The 18,079-nt window shown below is 47.8% G+C and carries 15 protein-coding genes; 11 read left to right on the forward strand and 4 right to left on the reverse strand.

Annotated elements, in window-relative coordinates:
- Positions 1-117: 117 nt before the first annotated feature.
- The 9 genes from I1H34_RS07020 (at position 118) to I1H34_RS07060 (ending at position 9,865) form a co-directional block, all read left to right on the forward strand.
- Positions 118-1,107: a cytochrome c oxidase subunit II gene (locus I1H34_RS07020; protein ID WP_212664973.1), complete on the forward strand. Its 990-nt coding sequence runs from the start codon at positions 118-120 to the stop codon at positions 1,105-1,107.
- 66 nt (positions 1,108-1,173) lie between these two features.
- A complete protein-coding gene (gene ctaD, locus I1H34_RS07025) occupies positions 1,174-2,841 on the forward strand; it encodes a cytochrome c oxidase subunit I (RefSeq protein ID WP_212664974.1) in 1,668 nt (555 codons plus the stop codon).
- 47 nt (positions 2,842-2,888) lie between these two features.
- Complete coding sequence (locus tag I1H34_RS07030) at positions 2,889-3,515, forward strand: cytochrome c oxidase subunit 3 (protein WP_212664975.1); 627 nt, start codon at positions 2,889-2,891, stop codon at positions 3,513-3,515.
- A gap of 287 nt (positions 3,516-3,802) precedes the next feature.
- Positions 3,803-4,669, forward strand: coding sequence for a carboxylating nicotinate-nucleotide diphosphorylase (gene nadC, locus I1H34_RS07035; protein WP_212664976.1), 867 nt, complete (start codon positions 3,803-3,805; stop codon positions 4,667-4,669).
- Between the two features lie 266 nt (positions 4,670-4,935).
- On the forward strand, positions 4,936-5,925 hold the full coding sequence (locus I1H34_RS07040) for a LysR family transcriptional regulator (RefSeq protein ID WP_212664977.1): 990 nt from the start codon (positions 4,936-4,938) through the stop codon (positions 5,923-5,925).
- A gap of 26 nt (positions 5,926-5,951) precedes the next feature.
- On the forward strand, positions 5,952-7,457 hold the full coding sequence (locus tag I1H34_RS07045; protein WP_212664978.1) for a serine/threonine-protein kinase: 1,506 nt from the start codon (positions 5,952-5,954) through the stop codon (positions 7,455-7,457).
- A gap of 12 nt (positions 7,458-7,469) precedes the next feature.
- Positions 7,470-8,579, forward strand: coding sequence for a phosphotransferase enzyme family protein (locus I1H34_RS07050; protein WP_212664979.1), 1,110 nt, complete (start codon positions 7,470-7,472; stop codon positions 8,577-8,579).
- Positions 8,576-9,100: a DOMON-like domain-containing protein gene (locus I1H34_RS07055; protein ID WP_212664980.1), complete on the forward strand. Its 525-nt coding sequence runs from the start codon at positions 8,576-8,578 to the stop codon at positions 9,098-9,100. The genes I1H34_RS07050 and I1H34_RS07055 overlap by 4 nt, the downstream gene beginning before the upstream one ends.
- A gap of 198 nt (positions 9,101-9,298) precedes the next feature.
- On the forward strand, positions 9,299-9,865 hold the full coding sequence (locus I1H34_RS07060; protein ID WP_212664981.1) for an FHA domain-containing protein: 567 nt from the start codon (positions 9,299-9,301) through the stop codon (positions 9,863-9,865).
- 22 nt (positions 9,866-9,887) lie between these two features.
- Here the strand turns inward: I1H34_RS07060 and I1H34_RS07065 are convergent, their stop codons facing one another.
- Positions 9,888-13,391 (reverse strand): WD40 domain-containing protein, encoded by a 3,504-nt coding sequence (locus I1H34_RS07065; protein WP_212664982.1) that lies wholly within the window; start codon positions 13,389-13,391, stop codon positions 9,888-9,890.
- Entirely contained in the window at positions 13,372-14,769 is a 1,398-nt protein-coding gene (locus tag I1H34_RS07070) for an AAA-like domain-containing protein (RefSeq protein ID WP_212664983.1), read from the reverse strand. Before I1H34_RS07070 ends, I1H34_RS07065 begins: the two co-directional genes overlap by 20 nt.
- A gap of 239 nt (positions 14,770-15,008) precedes the next feature.
- Between I1H34_RS07070 and I1H34_RS07075 the strand changes: the two genes are divergently transcribed.
- A complete protein-coding gene (locus I1H34_RS07075; protein WP_212664984.1) occupies positions 15,009-15,488 on the forward strand; it encodes a hypothetical protein in 480 nt (159 codons plus the stop codon).
- Positions 15,489-16,168: 680 nt separating this feature from the next.
- Here the strand turns inward: I1H34_RS07075 and I1H34_RS07080 are convergent.
- Positions 16,169-16,714: an RNA 2'-phosphotransferase gene (locus tag I1H34_RS07080; protein ID WP_212664985.1), complete on the reverse strand. Its 546-nt coding sequence runs from the start codon at positions 16,712-16,714 to the stop codon at positions 16,169-16,171.
- Positions 16,715-16,807: 93 nt separating this feature from the next.
- Entirely contained in the window at positions 16,808-17,545 is a 738-nt protein-coding gene (locus I1H34_RS07085) for a DUF2459 domain-containing protein (protein WP_212664986.1), read from the reverse strand.
- Between the two features lie 101 nt (positions 17,546-17,646).
- Between I1H34_RS07085 and I1H34_RS07090 the strand changes: the two genes are divergently transcribed.
- Positions 17,647-18,069 carry a peptidylprolyl isomerase gene (locus I1H34_RS07090; protein WP_212664987.1) on the forward strand — a complete coding sequence of 141 codons (423 nt, stop codon included), beginning with the start codon at positions 17,647-17,649 and terminating at the stop codon, positions 18,067-18,069.
- The last annotated feature ends 10 nt before the right edge of the window (positions 18,070-18,079 follow it).

Below are 18,079 nucleotides of genomic sequence, written 5' to 3' on the forward strand. Positions count from 1 at the left end.
CCACCTTACCGAGTGAGCTGATCTACCGTAGTAGGTGATGTTGAAGGTTCTGAATAGGTGTTTAAGGCTCCTTATTGTTTGGCCTGATGTCCGCTCTATCACTACAGGAAAATCACTGTGAAAGTTCCAACGGCGATTCTCACCTTAATTATTGGGATTCTAATTACCCTTGCTAGCCTCTGGGTCAGTCAACACAATGATGTATTGCTGCCCATTGCTGCAGCATCTGAAGCAGCAGAAATCGATCGCTTATTTGCCGCGATGATGGCCATTGCCACGGGCCTATTTCTGATTGTTCAAGGGGCGTTGCTATATTCCTTATTGGCGTTTCGCCGTAAGCCTGATGATCAGACGGATGCTGCACCCGTGCATGGCAACATTCCTTTAGAGATTGTTTGGACTGCCATCCCTGCAATGTTAGTGCTCTGGTTGGGAATCTATAGTTTCGATGTCTATCAAAGTATCGATAGTGTGGGCACGATGGGATCTCACAATATGGCCCATCAGCATGGCGATATGGAAATGGCGGCTGGTTCAGATTCAGCCCAAATGGTTGCCGATCAAGGGCAGATGTCTTCAGATGCGCTTAGCCAAGCGATGGCGACTGAAACCCTTGCTCCTTTGCAGGTTAATGTAGATGGTTTGCAATATGCCTGGTTATTTACCTATCCCGATACGGGCATTATTTCCGGTGAACTCCATTTACCTGTTAATCGGCCAGTGACCCTTAACATTTCGGCGAGAGACGTGATTCATGCGTTTTGGGTGCCTGAGTTTCGCTTGAAGCAAGATGCGGTCCCTGGGCAGGTGACTCACTTGAATTTTCAGCCTACAAAAGAAGGGGTTTATCCGGTGATTTGTGCTGAGTTATGTGGTGCTTATCACGGAGCGATGAAAACCCGCTCCATTGTTCACTCTGCCCCTGAGTATCAAACTTGGGTGGATAGTCAACTTGTGGCGAATACCTCAAGGGATACTATGGCTCAATCTGAAGGCTCGTCCCCCTTAGAACATCATGCTGCGGCTATGGGCATGCCTGAACATTTGCATGACCTTTCACCCCAGTCGGATTTAGCTCAGGCTGGCAACTTCCCTTCAGAGTCATGACAGCATTATTTATTTTGACGATAAGACAACGATTTCTGTGATTACCCCGGGATAAAGGATTGATTTATGACGGAAGCGCAAGCACCCCATCTAGAAGAAGTAGAGGTGACGCCTTGGCGCGAATACTTCAGCTTCAGTACTGACCATAAGGTGATTGGCATTCAATATCTGGTCACTAGCTTTGTGTTCTATCTGATTGGTGGACTCCTGGCTGAATTGGTACGGACTGAGTTGGCTACCCCGGCTTCGGATTTTGTGCCACGGGAGACCTACAACGAACTGTTCACAATGCATGCCACGATCATGATCTTTTTGTGGATCATCCCCACTCTTACGGGAGGATTTGGCAATTTTTTGGTGCCCCTGATGATTGGGGCTAGGGATATGGCCTTCCCGAAACTGAATGCGATCGCATTTTGGATCATTCCGCCCACAAGCATTTTGTTGCTATGCAGTTTTTTTGTTGGACCCGCTGCTGCAGGTTGGACTTCCTATCCACCTTTGAGCCTCATTACCAACAAAGCTGGAGAAGCTATCTGGATTTTGGGCGTCATTCTCCTGGGGACTTCGTCGATTATGGCGGGGCTGAACTTCCTGGTCACCATCCTCAAAATGCGAATTCCCAGCATGACCTTGAATGATATGCCTCTCTTTTGCTGGGCCATGCTCGCCACTTCGGCTTTGCAGCTGATTGCGACTCCTGTTCTGACTGGTGCAATGGTGTTGTTAGGCTTTGACTTGTTGGTGGGGACCAACTTTTTCAATCCGGCGGGTGGTGGTGATCCGATTGTCTACCAGCATATGTTCTGGTTTTATTCCCACCCAGCGGTTTACATCATGATTTTGCCGGCTTTTGGCTTAATCTCAGAAATTCTGCCGGTTCATGCTCGTAAGCCCATTTTCGGTTATCAAGCAATTGCCTATTCTAGTGTTGCCATTAGCTTTTTGGGATTAATTGTCTGGGCCCACCATATGTTCACGAGTGGCACCCCCGACTGGCTACGAATGTTTTTTATGATTGCCACAATGGTGATCGCCGTGCCCACGGGCATTAAGGTGTTTAGCTGGGTGGCAACGGTCTGGGGCGGCAAGCTGAACTTATGCAGCGCCATGCTGTTTGGGATGGCCTTTGTCTCCATGTTTGTTGTGGGTGGTCTGAGTGGGGTGATGGTAGCCTCAGTCCCCTTTGATATCCATGTGCACGATACCTATTTTGTTGTTGCTCACCTGCATTATGTGTTGTTTGGTGGCAGCGTGTTTGGCATCTATGCCGGGCTCTACCACTGGTTTCCCAAAATGACCGGGCGGATGCTGAATGAATTTTGGGGAAAAGTGCATTTTGCCATGACCTTTGTGGGCTTCAATATTTGCTTTTTGCCGATGCATGTCTTGGGATTGCAAGGGATGAATCGCCGGATTGCCGAATATGATCCGAAGTTTGCGGCATTGAATTTAGTTTGCACGATTGGTTCATATATTTTGGCTGTATCGACGGTGCCCTTTATCGTCAATGCAATATGGAGTTGGATTGCTGGCCCCAAAGCTAATAGCAATCCTTGGAAAGGTCTCACTCTAGAGTGGACCGTTCCTTCTCCCCCCCCTGTAGAAAATTTTGAGGAAGATCCAGTTCTAACCATTGGCCCCTATGACTATGGAACCCCTAAGGCCCTAGATTTTGTGGCGGCAACCCTAGCGCCACCGACCCCTGCCCTAGCAGGAGAAAGCTCAGAGTAACTTGACTCTATTTAGTAAACCGGACATTTTAGCAATATTGGATAGCCATGCAAGGTTCAACAACCGATCAAAATCAAGCCGATATTACCTATGCAGCCACGGTAGAGACAACTGAGCATCATAGTGAACATCCCGATTTACGGCTTTTTGGGTTTATTGTCTTCCTCGTCTCAGAAAGCATGTTGTTTCTGGGACTCTTTGTGGCCTATTTCGCCTTCCGCGTGGTGACGCCTGAATGGCCACCCGAAGGCACTGAAGAACTTGAATTGATACTCCCTGGAATCAACACCATCATTTTGATTTCCAGTAGTTTTGTGATTCATAAGGCTGACACTGCGATTAAGCAGAGTGGGGATGTTAAAGCAGCCCGATTATGGTTTGCGATCACCATTGCCATGGGGGCGACCTTCTTAGCCGGTCAGGTCTACGAGTACAACCATCTTGGATTTGGTTTAACCACCAACCTCTTTGCCAGTACCTTCTATTTGTTGACAGGCTTCCACGGACTGCATGTATTTGTAGGCTTACTGTTGATGTCATCAGTGTTGTGGCGTTCACGAGTTCCAGGTCACTATTCTGAAACCAGCCACTTTGGGATTGAGGCCACCGAAGTTTATTGGCACTTTGTGGACGTTATCTGGATTGTTTTATTCCTGATTTTGTATATCCTCTAAGGCCAGACCTTTTTTGAACAGGGCAGATGATTACTTTGTTTTGAGCCTTTGGATCATCAAAGGCTGAACCAATCATATGAATGCACTGCAGATAAATCCTAATCTTTGCCAAAAAGTATTGGGTTTATCTGCATTTGTGTACTGAGAGCCTGCTAAAACGTTGAGTTTTGAACCCTCTGGATATCCAAGTAATGAAAGGGGCCACCCCAATTCCTACAGGCCTGAAGCAAGAATGCTGACCTCAATGCGATACTATTCCCTAGTTTGAAACTGGCACTGAATAATCTGTGGCAAATTTACCTCCCTGGCTGATTCTAGATCCACTTCTACAAGCCTGGCTGGCTGAAGATATTGGCCGGGGCGATCGCACGACCCAGGCCCTCTGGCCTGCTGGGTCAGAAGCCGAGTGGGGGCAAGCTGAACTCCGTCTTAAGCAGCCGGGGGTCGTTGCGGGTTTGCCTTTGTTTCAGCGAGTATTCCATCTCCTGAGTTTCCAGGTGGAGATGCATTCTCTCGTTAAAGAGGGAGAGAACAGTTCTTCTGAGACCGTTGTTGCCCAGCTCCAAGGACCCATGAGTGCCTTACTGATGGGAGAGCGGGTCGCCCTGAACTTGATCATGCCGTTAAGTGGCATTGCCTCCCTAACTCGCACCTATGCCGATAAAATTGCCGATTTACCGACTCAGCTCGTTGATACTCGCAAGACGACACCTGGCCTGCGTATCTTAGAAAAATATGCCACCCAGGTCGGAGGAGCGATAAATCATCGCATGGGCTTGGATGACGCGGTGATGATTAAGGACAATCATATTGTTGCTGCTGGGGGAATTGGTGAAGCCGTTCGTCGCGTGCGTCAACAAATTCCGTTTCCCCTCGCCATTGAAGTGGAAACTGAAACATTGGAGCAAGTCCAGCAGGCTGTGGATAATCAGGCCGATATCATTATGCTGGACAATATGGCGGTTGAGCAGATGCAATCTGCCGTCAAACTGATTCGAACCCAATGTGCCCACACGGTCAAAATTGAAGCTTCGGGCAATATCAATTTACAAACGATTAGAGCGGTTGCCGAAACAGGCGTGGACTATATCTCTACGAGTGCCCCGATCACCCAAGCGAGTTGGTTGGATCTGAGCCTTAAGTTTATGGACTGATCAAGGCTTTTGAGGGGTTGAGCGACCGGTCAGGAAACAAAACTTAAAGATTGCTCTCATTCAACCCTAAATATCTGATATCCGTAGGCTTGGAAAGGTTTTCAGAGGTTCTAATTCTGTTGTTTGAGCCAGAGGTTTGTTATCTGAACCCTGCTCGGTGGGTATGCAAGAATCAACAAACAGTGCGACCCGCTACGTTTTGCGGTTAACTTAGAATATCTTGATTACTGGACGATTTTTATTGTCTTACATGCAGGTCATCCCCCATGTCTGACCTTCCGTTTACGCTTGATCAACTCCGCATTCTCAAAGCAATTGCTGCGGAAGGGAGTTTTAAGCGTGCCGCTGATAGTTTATATGTCTCTCAACCCGCCGTTAGCCTTCAAGTTCAGAACTTAGAGCGTCAGCTAGCCGTACCTCTTTTTGACCGAGGAGGACGACGAGCCCAGTTGACTGAAGCTGGCCATCTCTTGCTTGACTATGGCGATAAAATTTTAGCCCTTTGTCAGGAAACCTGCCGCGCCATTGAAGATTTGCAGAACCTGCAAGGGGGCACCCTCGTGATTGGGGCTAGCCAGACCACAGGAACGTATCTGATGCCGCGTCTAATTGGATTATTCCGTCAGGCCTATCCTGATGTAGCCGTCCAGCTTCATGTTCATTCCACTCGCCGCACGTGCTGGAGTATTGTCAATGGGCAAGTTGATTTAGCGATTATCGGCGGTGAAGTCCCGTTGGAATTGCAAGAATCCTTAACGGTGACTGCTTATGCTGAAGATGAGCTGGCCTTGATTTTGCCGAAGTCCCATCCGCTTGCTGAGTCTGCAGTGATTCAACGGGAAGATCTGTACAAGCTTAGCTTTATCACCCTGGATGCCCAGTCCACGATTCGCAAGGTGATTGATCAAATCCTAACGAGAGGCAACATCGATCCTCGTTTGTTAAAAATTGAAATGGAACTGAATTCCATTGAAGCGATTAAGAATGCGGTTCAGTCGGGTTTAGGAGCTGCTTTTGTCTCCACATCTGCGATTGAGAAAGAACTTGAGTTGGGTAGTTTGAAGCGCGTAAAAATTGAGAATGTTGCTATAAAGAGGATATTATCTCTGATTATCAACCCCAATCGATATCGCTCCAAAGCGGCAGAGATTTTTATCTCCGAGATTTTGCCCAAGTTTAGTACTCTATCCTCAGACCTAAAAGGAATTGCGAACTCATCTGACGATGCCGAACTTGTTACCTCTGCCACTAACTAGTTTTTGCGAGTAGCTGCATATCTTCAATGGAGATTTACTGTACCCGCCCGAATTGTCAGCGCCCGAATAACTATTTTGCTGACCTGGATGATCCTCAGGCTCTCAAAGCTGTACAGCAAAAGTTTTGCTTAAGCTGTGGAATGCCGTTGATCCTTATTGGTCGATATTTACCGTCGCGACTGCTGGCAAAGGGTGGATTTGGAGCGGCGTATCTAGCTTGCGATCGCTACACGCCAGGCTTACGGGATTGTGTGGTGAAGCAATTTCAGCCCACGGGTTTAGGGCCTAGCCAGATGCAAATGGCCCAAAGCTTATTTCAGCGAGAAGCCGAAGTCCTGGAAAAATTGGGTCGGCATCCGCAAATTCCGGATCTATTTGCTTTTTTTGAGTTACCGGTCTCTGGGCGAGGATCACAACCCGCTGAAGATTTTTTCTATTTGGCCCAAGAATTTATTGATGGCAAAACTCTTGAAGAAGAGTTAGACGACAAAACTCAGTTTAAGGAAAAGGAAATCCTGGAACTGCTGGCAGAAATTCTGCCTGTTCTCCAGTTTGTCCATGAGAATGGCTCGATTCATCGGGATATTAAGCCTTCGAATATCATGCGCCATACCCATACCAATATGACCCAAACGGGAAATGGGTTGCTGTATCTCCTGGATTTTGGGGCCGTGAAGCAGGTCGCCAATGTGGCAGCCCCTACCCCCAGCAAGGCCACCAGTATCTATACCCCCTTCTATGCTCCACCGGAGCAAACCCATGGTAATCAGGTGTTTCCCTCGTCCGATTTATACGCGTTGGCCGTCACCTGTATTGTGCTGTTAACGGGTAAAGCCCCCAACGACTTGTTCGATACGTCCCACAATCAGTGGAACTGGCGACCCCATGCTCAGGTGAGCGATCGTTTGGCTCTGATTTTGGACCGGATATTAGAGACTTCACCCCAAAAACGATTTCAGTCTGCTGCCGAAATTCTGGTGCAGTTGGGTCAACCCCGTTCCAGTCTGGGGCAGCCACTTAACTATAGTCAGCCCGCACCCCAATCTCCATCCCCACCCGCTCCTGTGTCGCCAGCTCCTGCCAGTCCTGTACCTCAGGCAGCCAGTCCTGTACCTCAAGCTCCTGTGCCTCAGGCGGCTAGTCCTGCTATCCCGACCCCCGTGCGTGTCAAGACACCACCACCTCCTTTTTCGCTAGTTCGCATGTTAGGGGGAGCTGCTTTCACGGGGTTTGAAGGAGGCGTATTGGCAGTGGCACTGACGAGCTTTTTGGGTACAACCCTGATCAGCGGTGGTTTTTGGATAGGCCTAGTGGCTGTTTTGGTCTATTGTCAATTGCAGCAATGGATTGAGCGGGTTGATTTGGCCATTATTGCCGTGCTTACCTTGGTGATTATCTTCTTTGTCCCAGCGCTTCAAGGCGGTAACCCCATTCAATCTATTTTGTTGCTGGGGGTTGTATCGGGTTTAGTGTTGATGACCCTGAGCCTAGTGTTTCGACTGATTTATGGTGTTTTATCTCAGTTCCTTTGATTGTTTAGCCCCATGAGTGATCCTCTACCCCCCGGTTTGTCCCCTTGGGTTGTCGCAGAACAATTCAAACCTGCAGGGACCGTCGTTGATATCCAAGAATTTGGTCAAGGCAATATCAACAGTACGTTTCTGGTGACCTTAGATGCTGCGACGGACCAACGGTTTATTCTGCAGCGAATTAATACCCAGGTGTTTCAGCAGCCTCAATTGGTGATGCGGAATATTCGCACCTATTCGGAGCATGTTTGCCAACGACTACAAACAGATGGCTGTCAAAGACGTTGGGAAGTGCCCCAAGTCTTTCTTACCCAAGACCGTCAGGACCATTGGGTCAGTCCGAATGGTGACTTTTGGCGGGCCATGAGTTTTGTGGAAACGGCCCAAGCTCTCCAGGAAATCACGACCCCTGATCAGGCGGAAGAGGTGGGCTATGCCTTGGGTATGTTTCACCATCTAATTAGCGATCTACCGGCGGAGCAGTTGGCGGATACCCTGGAGGGCTTTCATATTACCCCTCAATATTTACAGCAGTTTGAGCAGGTGCAGGATACTCAGGTTGAGTTGACGCCTGAAGTGGAATATTGTCTGCAATTTGTGTGCGATCGCAAACAAGATACCAATATTCTCGAAACGGCTAAAGCGGAGGGCAAACTCCGCATCCGTCTAATGCATGGCGATCCTAAGATCAACAACATCTTGATGGATACAGAGACCCAGCAGGCGGTGAGTGTGATCGATCTCGATACGGTGAAACCTGGGTTGATTCACTACGACATTGGTGACTGTCTGCGGTCGGGCTGTAACCCCTTGGGAGAAGAAACGGAACAGTGGGAAATGGTGCAGTTTGATCTCAAGATGTGCCAGCGGATTCTACAAGGATATTTGGCGGTCGCTCAGTCTTTCCTGACAGACGATGATTATGACTACCTTTATGATGCCATCCGCCTGATTGCCTTTGAACTAGGGCTGCGCTTCTTTACGGACTACCTTGCAGGCAATGTTTATTTCAAGGTCAACCATCCAGACCATAATCTCAACCGCGCCTTAGTTCAGTTCAAACTGACGGAGAGTATCGAAGCCCAATCCGAAGCGATTCAAGCCCTGATCCAATCCTTGCGATGACTGCCTTTACCCTTCAGCCCTTTGGCGAACCCCACCCCGAGATCACAATTGCAGGCACCTTAGAGCGAGAGGGGCATCAACTTGCGATCTCATACACAGTTTCCGGCAACTTAAATCAGGTAATCGTTCCCCCGCCGTCGTCACCGACTCGCCAATTTGATCTGTGGGAAGCGACCTGTCTGGAATTTTTCCTAGGGCAGCCTCACCAGCCCAATTATTGGGAGTTTAATCTTTCCCCCGCCGGAGATTGGAATGCCTTTCACCTTGAGGCTTACCGCCAAGGCTTACAGGAAGTTGAGGCGATCAAGGCGCTGCCGTTCCAAGTTCATCACCAGCAGACCGCCCTCACTTTGTCTTTAACCTTTGATCTCAACCAAATTATGGCTACTTCCCCTGCTTTAGACGTGGGGATTTGTGCGGTGATTCAATCTCCTGACCTGCCCCTGACCTACTGGGCATTATGCCATCCAGGATCTGAGGCTGATTTTCATCAACGGGATAGTTTTATTCTGGTGCTCTAACCTCTGACTGGTGGAGAAAGCAGGTGCCGGTAATCCATTCTCAAAGTATGGATGCCTACAGATGATTTCCCTCTCACACACCTGAGAGTCACAAACTTACGAGTTTTTACGGTGGCAACAGACTGCTTTGCGCTTTTACCTTAAGACTAATGCCAATAATGGTCGTCCATTCGCCGTTCTTCTTCTAAACCAGAAATTATGAATGTACAAGCTCCAACACCGCCAATAGTGGTGACCCAAGATTGTCACGTGTTGATGATTGAAGAAGAAGAAGGGGTTCGCTGTGTATTATTAGAGTCCCCCACCTATTCTCTAGGGCGAGATAAGAAAAATTCCATTGTGTTGCCTGCGTCCAAAGCAGTATCTCGTTTTCATGCCATGCTGTTGCGTATCCCTGGTGCCAATAGTTCTGGCTATAGCTACCGAATTGTCGATGGAGATGCAACGGGTAAGCTCAGCACCAATGGTGTCGTCGTCAATGGTGAACGTACAACCTCTCATACCTTGGTCGAAGGGGATGCCGTTATGTTGGGCAATGTTAAAGCGTCCTATCGCTTAATGACCTTGTCTCCTTCAGGACTGAACCAGGTGAGTGTCGAAGGATTAGATATTCGCAGTACCCTGCCCCATGTTTTCAATCCCCACGCCACTCTGACCAGAGAACATGCTGTTCCATCGGGCATGAATAATACAATGCCCCCGATCGAAGAAGATTTACCGCCCACCATGTTTTTTAAGAAAGCCCCCAAGAAAACAGCACCTTAATGGTGGCCTATAGCCTGAGAGGCTATGATCCTTGGCATACGGATAACTGTTCCTGGGGATGACTGTCTAAATAATCAGCCAGCCAATGGCAGCCTCGCTGTAATAAGGCATCCAAATGTTCTTGAGGAGTCTCAGACAGTTGCCAAGTCTGAACGGTTCCATCATTGGCGACGGACGTCAATTGCTGACCCTTACTGTCAAAGCTGAGATCTTGGATCACCGTAGCGTGACCATCAAATTCCATTTGTAGGTTTCCTTGTAAGTCCCAAATTTGGATATTGCCATCTGTTGAGCCGGTGGCGATGCGTTGGCCATCAGGACTAAAACGGAGACGATACACAGAGCTTGGATAATTGCGAAAAGAAGTGAGCAGTTGGCCCTGTCGTGTCCAGAGACGAATTTGACCATCTTCCGATGCGGTGGCGAGGGTCTGGCCATCGGGACTAAAGTGACCGTCATACACTGCCCCTTGGTGATCGGGCAGTTGAGCTATCAGATCCCCTGTTAGGGTCCATAATCGGGCAGTACCGTCCTCAGAGGTGGTTAAGAGGTGTCGAGCATCGGGACTGAAGCGAACGCTATAGACCGCCCCAGAATGGCCTTTCAGTGAAGCCTGCTGCTCTCCCTGGTGATTCCAGAGTTTAACGGTCTCATCCCGAGAAGCTGTTGCTAGGAGATTGTTTTGGGGGTTGAGTTGGATATTGTAAATGGTATCTTTGTGAGCTTGGAACGTTTGGAGTAGCTTGTCTTTCTGGTATAAGTGAACGGTGCCTTGCTTGGTGGCTGCTGCCAGTAGTTGTTTTTGAGCCTGGAAGCTCAGACTCGTAACAGCATTGACCTGACTTTGTAGTTGTTTGAAGTTGGGTTGGGTCGGTTTCCCGATTGACATAGAACCATTCACCCAAGCTGTGATTAAATCCTGGCTGTCAATACTGAAATTCAAACTGGCGATTCTACCTTGAAGCTGCCGCTGTTGTTGCGCGAGCCAAGTCGAACGAACCTGCCAGATATGGGCACTATCTTCATCATTGGAGGCGGTGGCCAGGAGATTCCCTTGGGGACTAAACCGAGCGCTATAGACAGCGCCTTGGTGCCCCCTCAATACCTGTAATGCCTGTCCAGATTGATCCCATAGCCGAATGGTTTTATCCCCGGAAGCAGAGGCTATCCACTGACCTGCTGCACTAAAACTAACGTCGTAAACGGCCCCTTGGTGGCCCCTGAAGATCTTTAAGGGTTTTCCTTGGATGCTCCACAATCGCACCGTTTGATCCGCCCCTGCCGTGACGAGTTGCTGCCCATCTGGACTAAAGCTCACATCATAGATAGCGCCTTGATGTCCTGTTAGAACCAATAGCTGCTTGCCAGTAGGGGTCCAGATGCGGATTGTCCCATCCCGGGAGGTTGTGGCAATCCTTTGGCTGTCGGGACTAATACTAATGGCATAGATTGAGTCTTGATGCTGTTGGAATCGCAAACGTTGACGCCCTTGGCGATCGAACACAATGGCGGTGCCATCCTTCGAGGCTGAGGCGATATAGTTGCCGTCTCCACTCCAACTGAGGTCATAGATATCGCCTTGATGTCCTTGCAAGATCTGTACCGTTCGTCCCGACCGGGTCCATAAGCGAATGGTTCGATCTTGAGAGGCGGTAGCCAGAAGCTGTCCATCAGGACTAAAGGCAATATTGTAGATATCGCCTTGGTGTCCAGTAAGAACCTTTTGGGTTTGTCCTTGCAGGTTCCACAGGCGGGCGGTACCATCCCGAGAGGCGGTGGCAATCGACTGGCCATCGGGACTAAAACTGATGCTATTAACCGTGGCTGTATGACCTTCTAAGCGGTTGCGCTCCCAGATATGCTGCAAGATTTCTTGTAAGGCGATTAAGGGTGTGGTGGTGGGATAGCTTTGTAAAGACTGATGTTGACTCACAAGAGGCCGGAGATTTTGACCGGATTCCAGGGCCGTGAGTAGGGCTGCAATCTGGTCAAAGTCAAATTGCTGGAGTGCACTTTTACCGGCCCATTCAATGGATTGGGTTTGGGCAATTTGTTGTTGCTGCAAGGCATGGTTCACCCAGATAGAGGTCGAAATGGCACCTATCAAGGACAGAGCCAGAATTCCTGTGCCTAACCGTAGTTTACGTTTGGCGTCGGCATAGGCTGCGGCTAGGGTCTGTTTGGCTTGTTTTTCGGCATCGAGTTGGGTGCTTAGACGCTCTAAGTCTCTCGCCTTACGCTCATTGTCAATGGCGATTTGCTTATCTAAAGCTTGACTGGCCGCTAGGAATTGGTAATCTTGGTTGCTGAGTTGCTGCTCTTGAGACCAGTCAAAGGCATCTTGTAAGGCCTGACCTCTTAGCAGGCGAGAGGTATCTTGACGGTCGGATCGTTCCCAGGCCTGCATCATTTCCGCATAGGGGCGCAGGGCAGCCAGTTCCTGTTCTATCCAGCTTGGGTTGAAAATGTGACGGTAGATACGGTTATAGACGGTTAGTTGCCCTTGTCGACTGACCACTAACCCAGACAGCTGGAGTTCACTGTGGGCCGCACTACCATCGGCAACCACGAATTCTTGGTCTAGGATCTGGCGATACAGGCCCAGGAGTTGTCCTGTGCGGGCTGGGTGGTGTTGGAGTCGATCACGGATCGTGCGTAAATGGACGGGCTCGTCTTGGGTGGACCAATGATTTATGACGTGAGATCGCACCAAGGCTGCAATACTATTTTCCTCTTGTCCTGCCGGGATTTTAGCCTGTTTCTGAATCACTAATTGGCACAGCTTCTGAGATAGAAAAGGTTGCCCCCCAGTCCAGGCTACTATGGCTTGCAATACAGCTTCTGTATTGGACGCATAAGACTGCAGTCCCTGCTGGAGTGGCCGAGCTTCTTCTGGGGTGAATCCAGCCAGTTCGATCGCATGGCCAATATTAAATAGGGTTTGGGTTTTATCTTGAATCAGATCAGAAGGGGTCGCGACACCAAATAAGGCGAAGGTTAACCGGTTATAAACGCCATTCTCTGCTCGTTGATTATAAAACAAGCGAATTAAAGCAAAAAAGTCATCGACGGAGAATGGAAGGCTGAGAATTTTGTCAATTTCGTCAATAAAGATAAAAATCTTACGGTCAGGAACGTACTGGTACAACACCTCATCGATAAAGTGCTTTAGCTGCTGTACAGGCGATAAATAAGCTTGGGCCTGTAGCCATTGCTTGAGGTTAAGCTGGTCTGTCAGAGCTAACCCTTGCCAGAGTTGAACCATCAGACTGGCATACCACTGTTGCTCCTGTACTTGGCTACCCGGCAGGGTCATATCCATGGAGACACAGGAGTGCTGCTGATCGGCCAGATAGTTCATGGCCCGGACTTTTAGGCTCGACTTCCCCATTTGGCGACTGTTGAAGACATAGCAGAAATCTCCCTGGCTGAGGGCTGCTAACAGTTCATGATCGGCTTGCCGGGTGACATAGGAAGGATGGTCGTAGCCTAAACTACCGCCAACTTTATAGGCTGTCGAATTCATGATTATTCAACGGCATATTGGCAAAGTACTGACGATATAGCTCACAACTGGGCTGGGCATAATCCCCTGTGAGACTGACTAACCCCATGCTTTCGAGTTGATAAGCTTGAATCGGTTCTAACCGGACCTCAGGAGATTCGGTCACCACTCGATACATGGCGGTGGCCAACTGAGGCTGGCCCTGTAAGGTATTCCACAGCCCCCGTAGATGGGTACTGTAAATACTGCTTTGGGTGGGAGCTTGTTGGAGTAGATGATTCAGCTGGAGCTGCTGGCGGCGTAGGGCATCAAAAGTGAGATGGACCAGGTAAGGATGACCACCAATGAGGGTTTTCAAGGCTTGAAAGATGTCAGGAGACTGAATTTCTAGCTTGCTATCCAGATGATATAGACGGGCTAAATCCTGCATTTGTTCAGGTGTAAAGCCCCAGAGTTTAATCGGCCACCCCACATTAAAGGGGGATTGATGAGCATCTAGCTCAATGTAAATTTCAGTGGAATGAGCAATGACTAATCGAATTTTCTGCCAAATGGCCTGAGTATTCGCCTCTTCATTCCAAGAGCGCAGCATGGGTAAAAAATCTTGAGCAATGTGAGGATATTCAAACAGTCGATCGACGTTATCTAAAGCTAGGACAAGGGCAACATCAACGTTGGGTAACAGATAGGTTTGAAAGTACGTCTTGCAGCTCATTAAGCTGCCATATATGTCTTCAGCCCAATACTGATCAAGTTGGGGAGGCAACCCTAATTCGCGGCAAATATTGGCACAAAACCATTGCAAAAATTTATCCAAGCTAGCGAAAATAGACGTTTCAGCTTCGCGAAAGTTCAGATAAATTTGTTGATATTCTAAAGTCTGTGCCTGAAATAAAAGCTGGCGCAGCAATGAAGTTTTACCCATTTGGGCAGGGGCTTTAATCCGAACCAGAGCACCTACTTGCTGAATGGCTTGAGTACAGTCGGCTTCAGTGGGGGGTCTGTCGATGTAAAAGGGAGAGTTCGCAGATAGAGGCGTTCGGTAATTCAAGATAGGTAAATCTTGAGGCAAGACCGCTGCTCGCATTTGCAGCCATTTGGGATACTGTATATCTTGCAACCAGTCTCGCAAAATATTGAATTTTCCTGGCCCTTTACTCAATAAATCTAGTTCAGCACAGCCATGATCTGTTTGACTAGCAAAAGCAGAATAAACCGTAGTCATTTGCTTTTTATAGGATTCATGGCTGGCTGCCTGGGCCAGGGGCCAAACCTCTTTATCGGGTTTGCGCCAATGCTCATAAGCAAAACGAGTCAGAAAAATATTTTTAACTTTGCCCGTTAAGTTCACTTCTTGAGCGGTATGCTTCAAGAAATCATCCCATTGGTGAGGTTTCATCTATTTTAATGACCCACTCAAGTCAGGATAGATAATCTTTTGGGAAGGTTGTTCATCTCTGGTTTGTATCGGTTGATTGGAAGGTCTTGAATTCCACTTGCTTCTACTTTTTTCCACTTCCAGATTAATGAGTTTCTATTTATTTATTCTTAGATTTTGGCTGCCATTAGACTGACATGCCTGGGCTTTGAGACTAATCTAACACTTGAGAGTAACCGATAAAGCTGAGTAATAAAGCAATGGCTAAATCCTCTGTGATGTTGGCTGCTGCTCTGATGGGTGCGACAGCATTTATGTCTCCTGTCCAAGCAGTAATCCTAAGTCAAGAAAGTACACAGCAAGTCCAAGAAGAGCAAACCTCTTCATTGATTGCGAATAAAACACGATCCCGACGTCATAAGCGCTACTGTTGGCGTCGATATGGTCGACTCTATTGTCGAGATGATCACAATTCCAGTCGTAATGATCGTTGGCGTCAGCAAAAGCTGAAAGAACGTCGTCGTTGGGAAAAAGAGCGAGACCGCCGTTGGCGAGAGCGTCGTCGACGCTCGGAAAAACGCCGTCGTTGGGAAAATCGTCGCCGAGATGAAGACTATTGGCGGTCTCGTCGTCGCGATCGCGACTATGAGAATGAGAATTGGCGAAAAGGAGATCGACGAGGTGATTTCCAAGATAAGCTAGACCGCTGGCTTAATCGTGGCCGTGATGATGACGATTAAGCGCCATTCATTGAAAGTGTCTTAGTACCCCAATAAGCCCGTGTAAATGTTGCTCAGTAGTTAGATGTCTTCTAACTACTGAGCGATTTTTTCATCAGTATCTCTAGGAAATGCGTTCTATTCAGTGTCTGAGTCTAACTATATGTCTGTGTCTTTGACCGAAGCTTTCGCCCGAGACCCTGATTGGAACATTATTCCCATAGCTGATCGACCCCGCGCTCAAGAACTTGCTACTCTCATTTGCACACAGGTCGATCTTCCCCGAAGCCAAAAAGGAGAAGAATATTATGGATGGCTGATCGAATTGAACAGAATGATTAACTAAAAGCTAGGTTATTTAGCCACGCACCCATTAATCGCAGGGAGGATACTTACAGTCAGGATTTGTTTGCTGTGGCGGTGCTTCAATCGCTGAATGGAAGTTGGCTCTGTAGGCAGAGACGCTGAACCCGCTAATCAAGACAAGGCTAAACGATATCAATAGAGTCTTGAAATTCATAGCAATAATGGTGCCGTTGGAGGGACAGCCTGAACACTGGTGAAAATGTAAATTCGAAAGCGAGAAATGGTGTCAGTATTAAGCCAATGATTCCCGTTTGCTTTCTATATCAAACATCTCTATTGTATGGTTTTTATTTGTCTATCGCAATAGTGTTTAGGGACTATTGATTGAGCTGGCTTTATTCTACTTCTACTAAATACTGAGTGGGCACATAATCGGTGAGCCAAACGCCATTTTCGGAACAATAAAAAAGATAGCCATCAGTTTGCATTTTTAGGGCATTAATTTCTAACACAGTGGGCTTGCCATGTCGTCTGCCTACTGCGATCGCAATTTCGTATGACGCTGATAGATGAACGTGTTGACGCCCAGAAGGGAGTAAGCCACTCGCCATGATAGACGCTAAAAACCGTGTGGCTGTTCCATGAAATAAAACAGAAGGTGGTGTCAAAGGTAATAAATCTAAGTTGACCGGAATGGAATGTCCTTGGTTAGCTCGAATATATTGCCCATCTTCACTTAATTTAAAACGCTGCTTATCATTAGAAATAACCACTTTTTTGATGATTTCTTCAGATAAAGAATGGTCATGTTTGTCAGCACATTGAATTAAGTCAGAAACGGCTGCCCAGCCACCCGCATTAAGCTCTAAATCAATGGCCTCTGGCCGATGGCGGAGAATATAGCTGAGAAACTTGCTCACAGCTTTTAACGGTTGGTCCATATTTGAAGAATGCCATTACGAATACTGTGAGTCTGCAAGAGCCGAATTCACGGACTTACTATCCATCCAGACGATTGTAGTCAGTGAATTGGATTAGTCTGTCCCTTGGATCAGTTGAAAGCCTTTCAAACTTGGACCCACTTGTTCTGAAAAGATAACAGGTCCAAAAGAGTGGGCGACTTCAATCCCTTGGAGATGGCGGACAGTCCAGGCATTACAATCAGACCAAATCACATAATATTCACGACCTGGGTAAAACTGCCCCCTAAAATTAGGGACTTGTGGATAGGGGACACTCCGTTCACCATCCTGACGCTTGAAGCTTTGCTCTAACGTTGTAATCAGATCATATAGTTGTTGCGCCGAGACTTTCCGATGATACAGTTGCCGCGCGTGCTTTTGGGCCGACAGTAGCGTGTCTCGGCCTCTCAGGTACATCACTGACTCCGTTGGCAGGATGCCAGCTGTGAGAGTGGCCAGAAACGAGGTGTCGGATAGCATAAAAAAATGCTTATCCCCCCAGCCATACTCAACATAACGGGAGTTTGGTGAGTGGGGAGGTCCCAGTGCCCAGCCCTGGGGTTGTTCAATGAGAATAGCGGTATGAAATCCCCAATTGACGACATAAAGATCATATTCCGCCTTTTTTAATGGGTTGATATTGGGTAGTTCAACTTCTGGAATAGGGGGTGTCCAAATCGCCATATATAGGGCAGGTACGCCCCACAAACCACCATTAAGCAATAACAAAATACCCAAGCAGCGACGCCGTTGTTTGAGGACGCCCCAAAACTGTCGAATTTTTGTCCGCCAGAGTGGATGGGTGTGCATGAGGATTTAAATAGGGTTTAACGTAAAAATTGAATTGCATTCCCCTTGGTCCCAAGATAGGATGCCAAAGTTGCAGACAATATCAAAAAGTTAGGATTACCATGACCAAAGCCATAATGGAAACCAATAAAGGTACGATTAATCTTGATTTATTTGATCAGGACGCCCCTAATACCGTCAAGAATTTCGTTGATTTAGCGAATAAAGGGTTTTATGACGGTTTAGCTTTTCATCGTGTCATTCCTAATTTTATGATCCAAGGGGGATGTCCCAAAGGTACCGGTACAGGTGGACCTGGTTACACCATCAAGTGTGAAATTAATAACAACAAACACCAAGCTGGAACCCTATCCATGGCCCATGCTGGCCGGGATACAGGCGGCAGTCAATTCTTTATTTGTCATGCCCCTCAATCTCACCTAGATGGGGTACATACCACCTTTGGTCTGACCCAAAATATGGATGTGGTGAATGCGATTCGCCAGGGAGACAAGATTCTATCGGTTAAAATTTCTGCAGAATAAGCTGAAAGGC

The sequence above is a fragment of the Acaryochloris marina S15 genome (assembly GCF_018336915.1).
Classification (GTDB): domain Bacteria; phylum Cyanobacteriota; class Cyanobacteriia; order Thermosynechococcales; family Thermosynechococcaceae; genus Acaryochloris; species Acaryochloris marina_A.

Coding starts and splice junctions, on each gene's coding strand:
- I1H34_RS07055 (WP_212664980.1), top strand. CDS start 8,576: ATGACTGCCTTTACCCTTCAGCCCTTTGGCGAACCCCACCCCGAGATC.
- I1H34_RS07065 (WP_212664982.1), bottom strand. CDS start 13,391: ATGAATTCGACAGCCTATAAAGTTGGCGGTAGTTTAGGCTACGACCAT.
- I1H34_RS07085 (WP_212664986.1), bottom strand. CDS start 17,545: ATGCACACCCATCCACTCTGGCGGACAAAAATTCGACAGTTTTGGGGC.
- I1H34_RS07070 (WP_212664983.1), bottom strand. CDS start 14,769: ATGAAACCTCACCAATGGGATGATTTCTTGAAGCATACCGCTCAAGAA.
- I1H34_RS07030 (WP_212664975.1), top strand. CDS start 2,889: ATGCAAGGTTCAACAACCGATCAAAATCAAGCCGATATTACCTATGCA.
- I1H34_RS07050 (WP_212664979.1), top strand. CDS start 7,470: ATGAGTGATCCTCTACCCCCCGGTTTGTCCCCTTGGGTTGTCGCAGAA.
- I1H34_RS07060 (WP_212664981.1), top strand. CDS start 9,299: ATGAATGTACAAGCTCCAACACCGCCAATAGTGGTGACCCAAGATTGT.
- I1H34_RS07080 (WP_212664985.1), bottom strand. CDS start 16,714: ATGGACCAACCGTTAAAAGCTGTGAGCAAGTTTCTCAGCTATATTCTC.
- I1H34_RS07090 (WP_212664987.1), top strand. CDS start 17,647: ATGACCAAAGCCATAATGGAAACCAATAAAGGTACGATTAATCTTGAT.
- I1H34_RS07075 (WP_212664984.1), top strand. CDS start 15,009: ATGGCTAAATCCTCTGTGATGTTGGCTGCTGCTCTGATGGGTGCGACA.
- I1H34_RS07045 (WP_212664978.1), top strand. CDS start 5,952: ATGGAGATTTACTGTACCCGCCCGAATTGTCAGCGCCCGAATAACTAT.
- ctaD (WP_212664974.1), top strand. CDS start 1,174: ATGACGGAAGCGCAAGCACCCCATCTAGAAGAAGTAGAGGTGACGCCT.
- I1H34_RS07040 (WP_212664977.1), top strand. CDS start 4,936: ATGTCTGACCTTCCGTTTACGCTTGATCAACTCCGCATTCTCAAAGCA.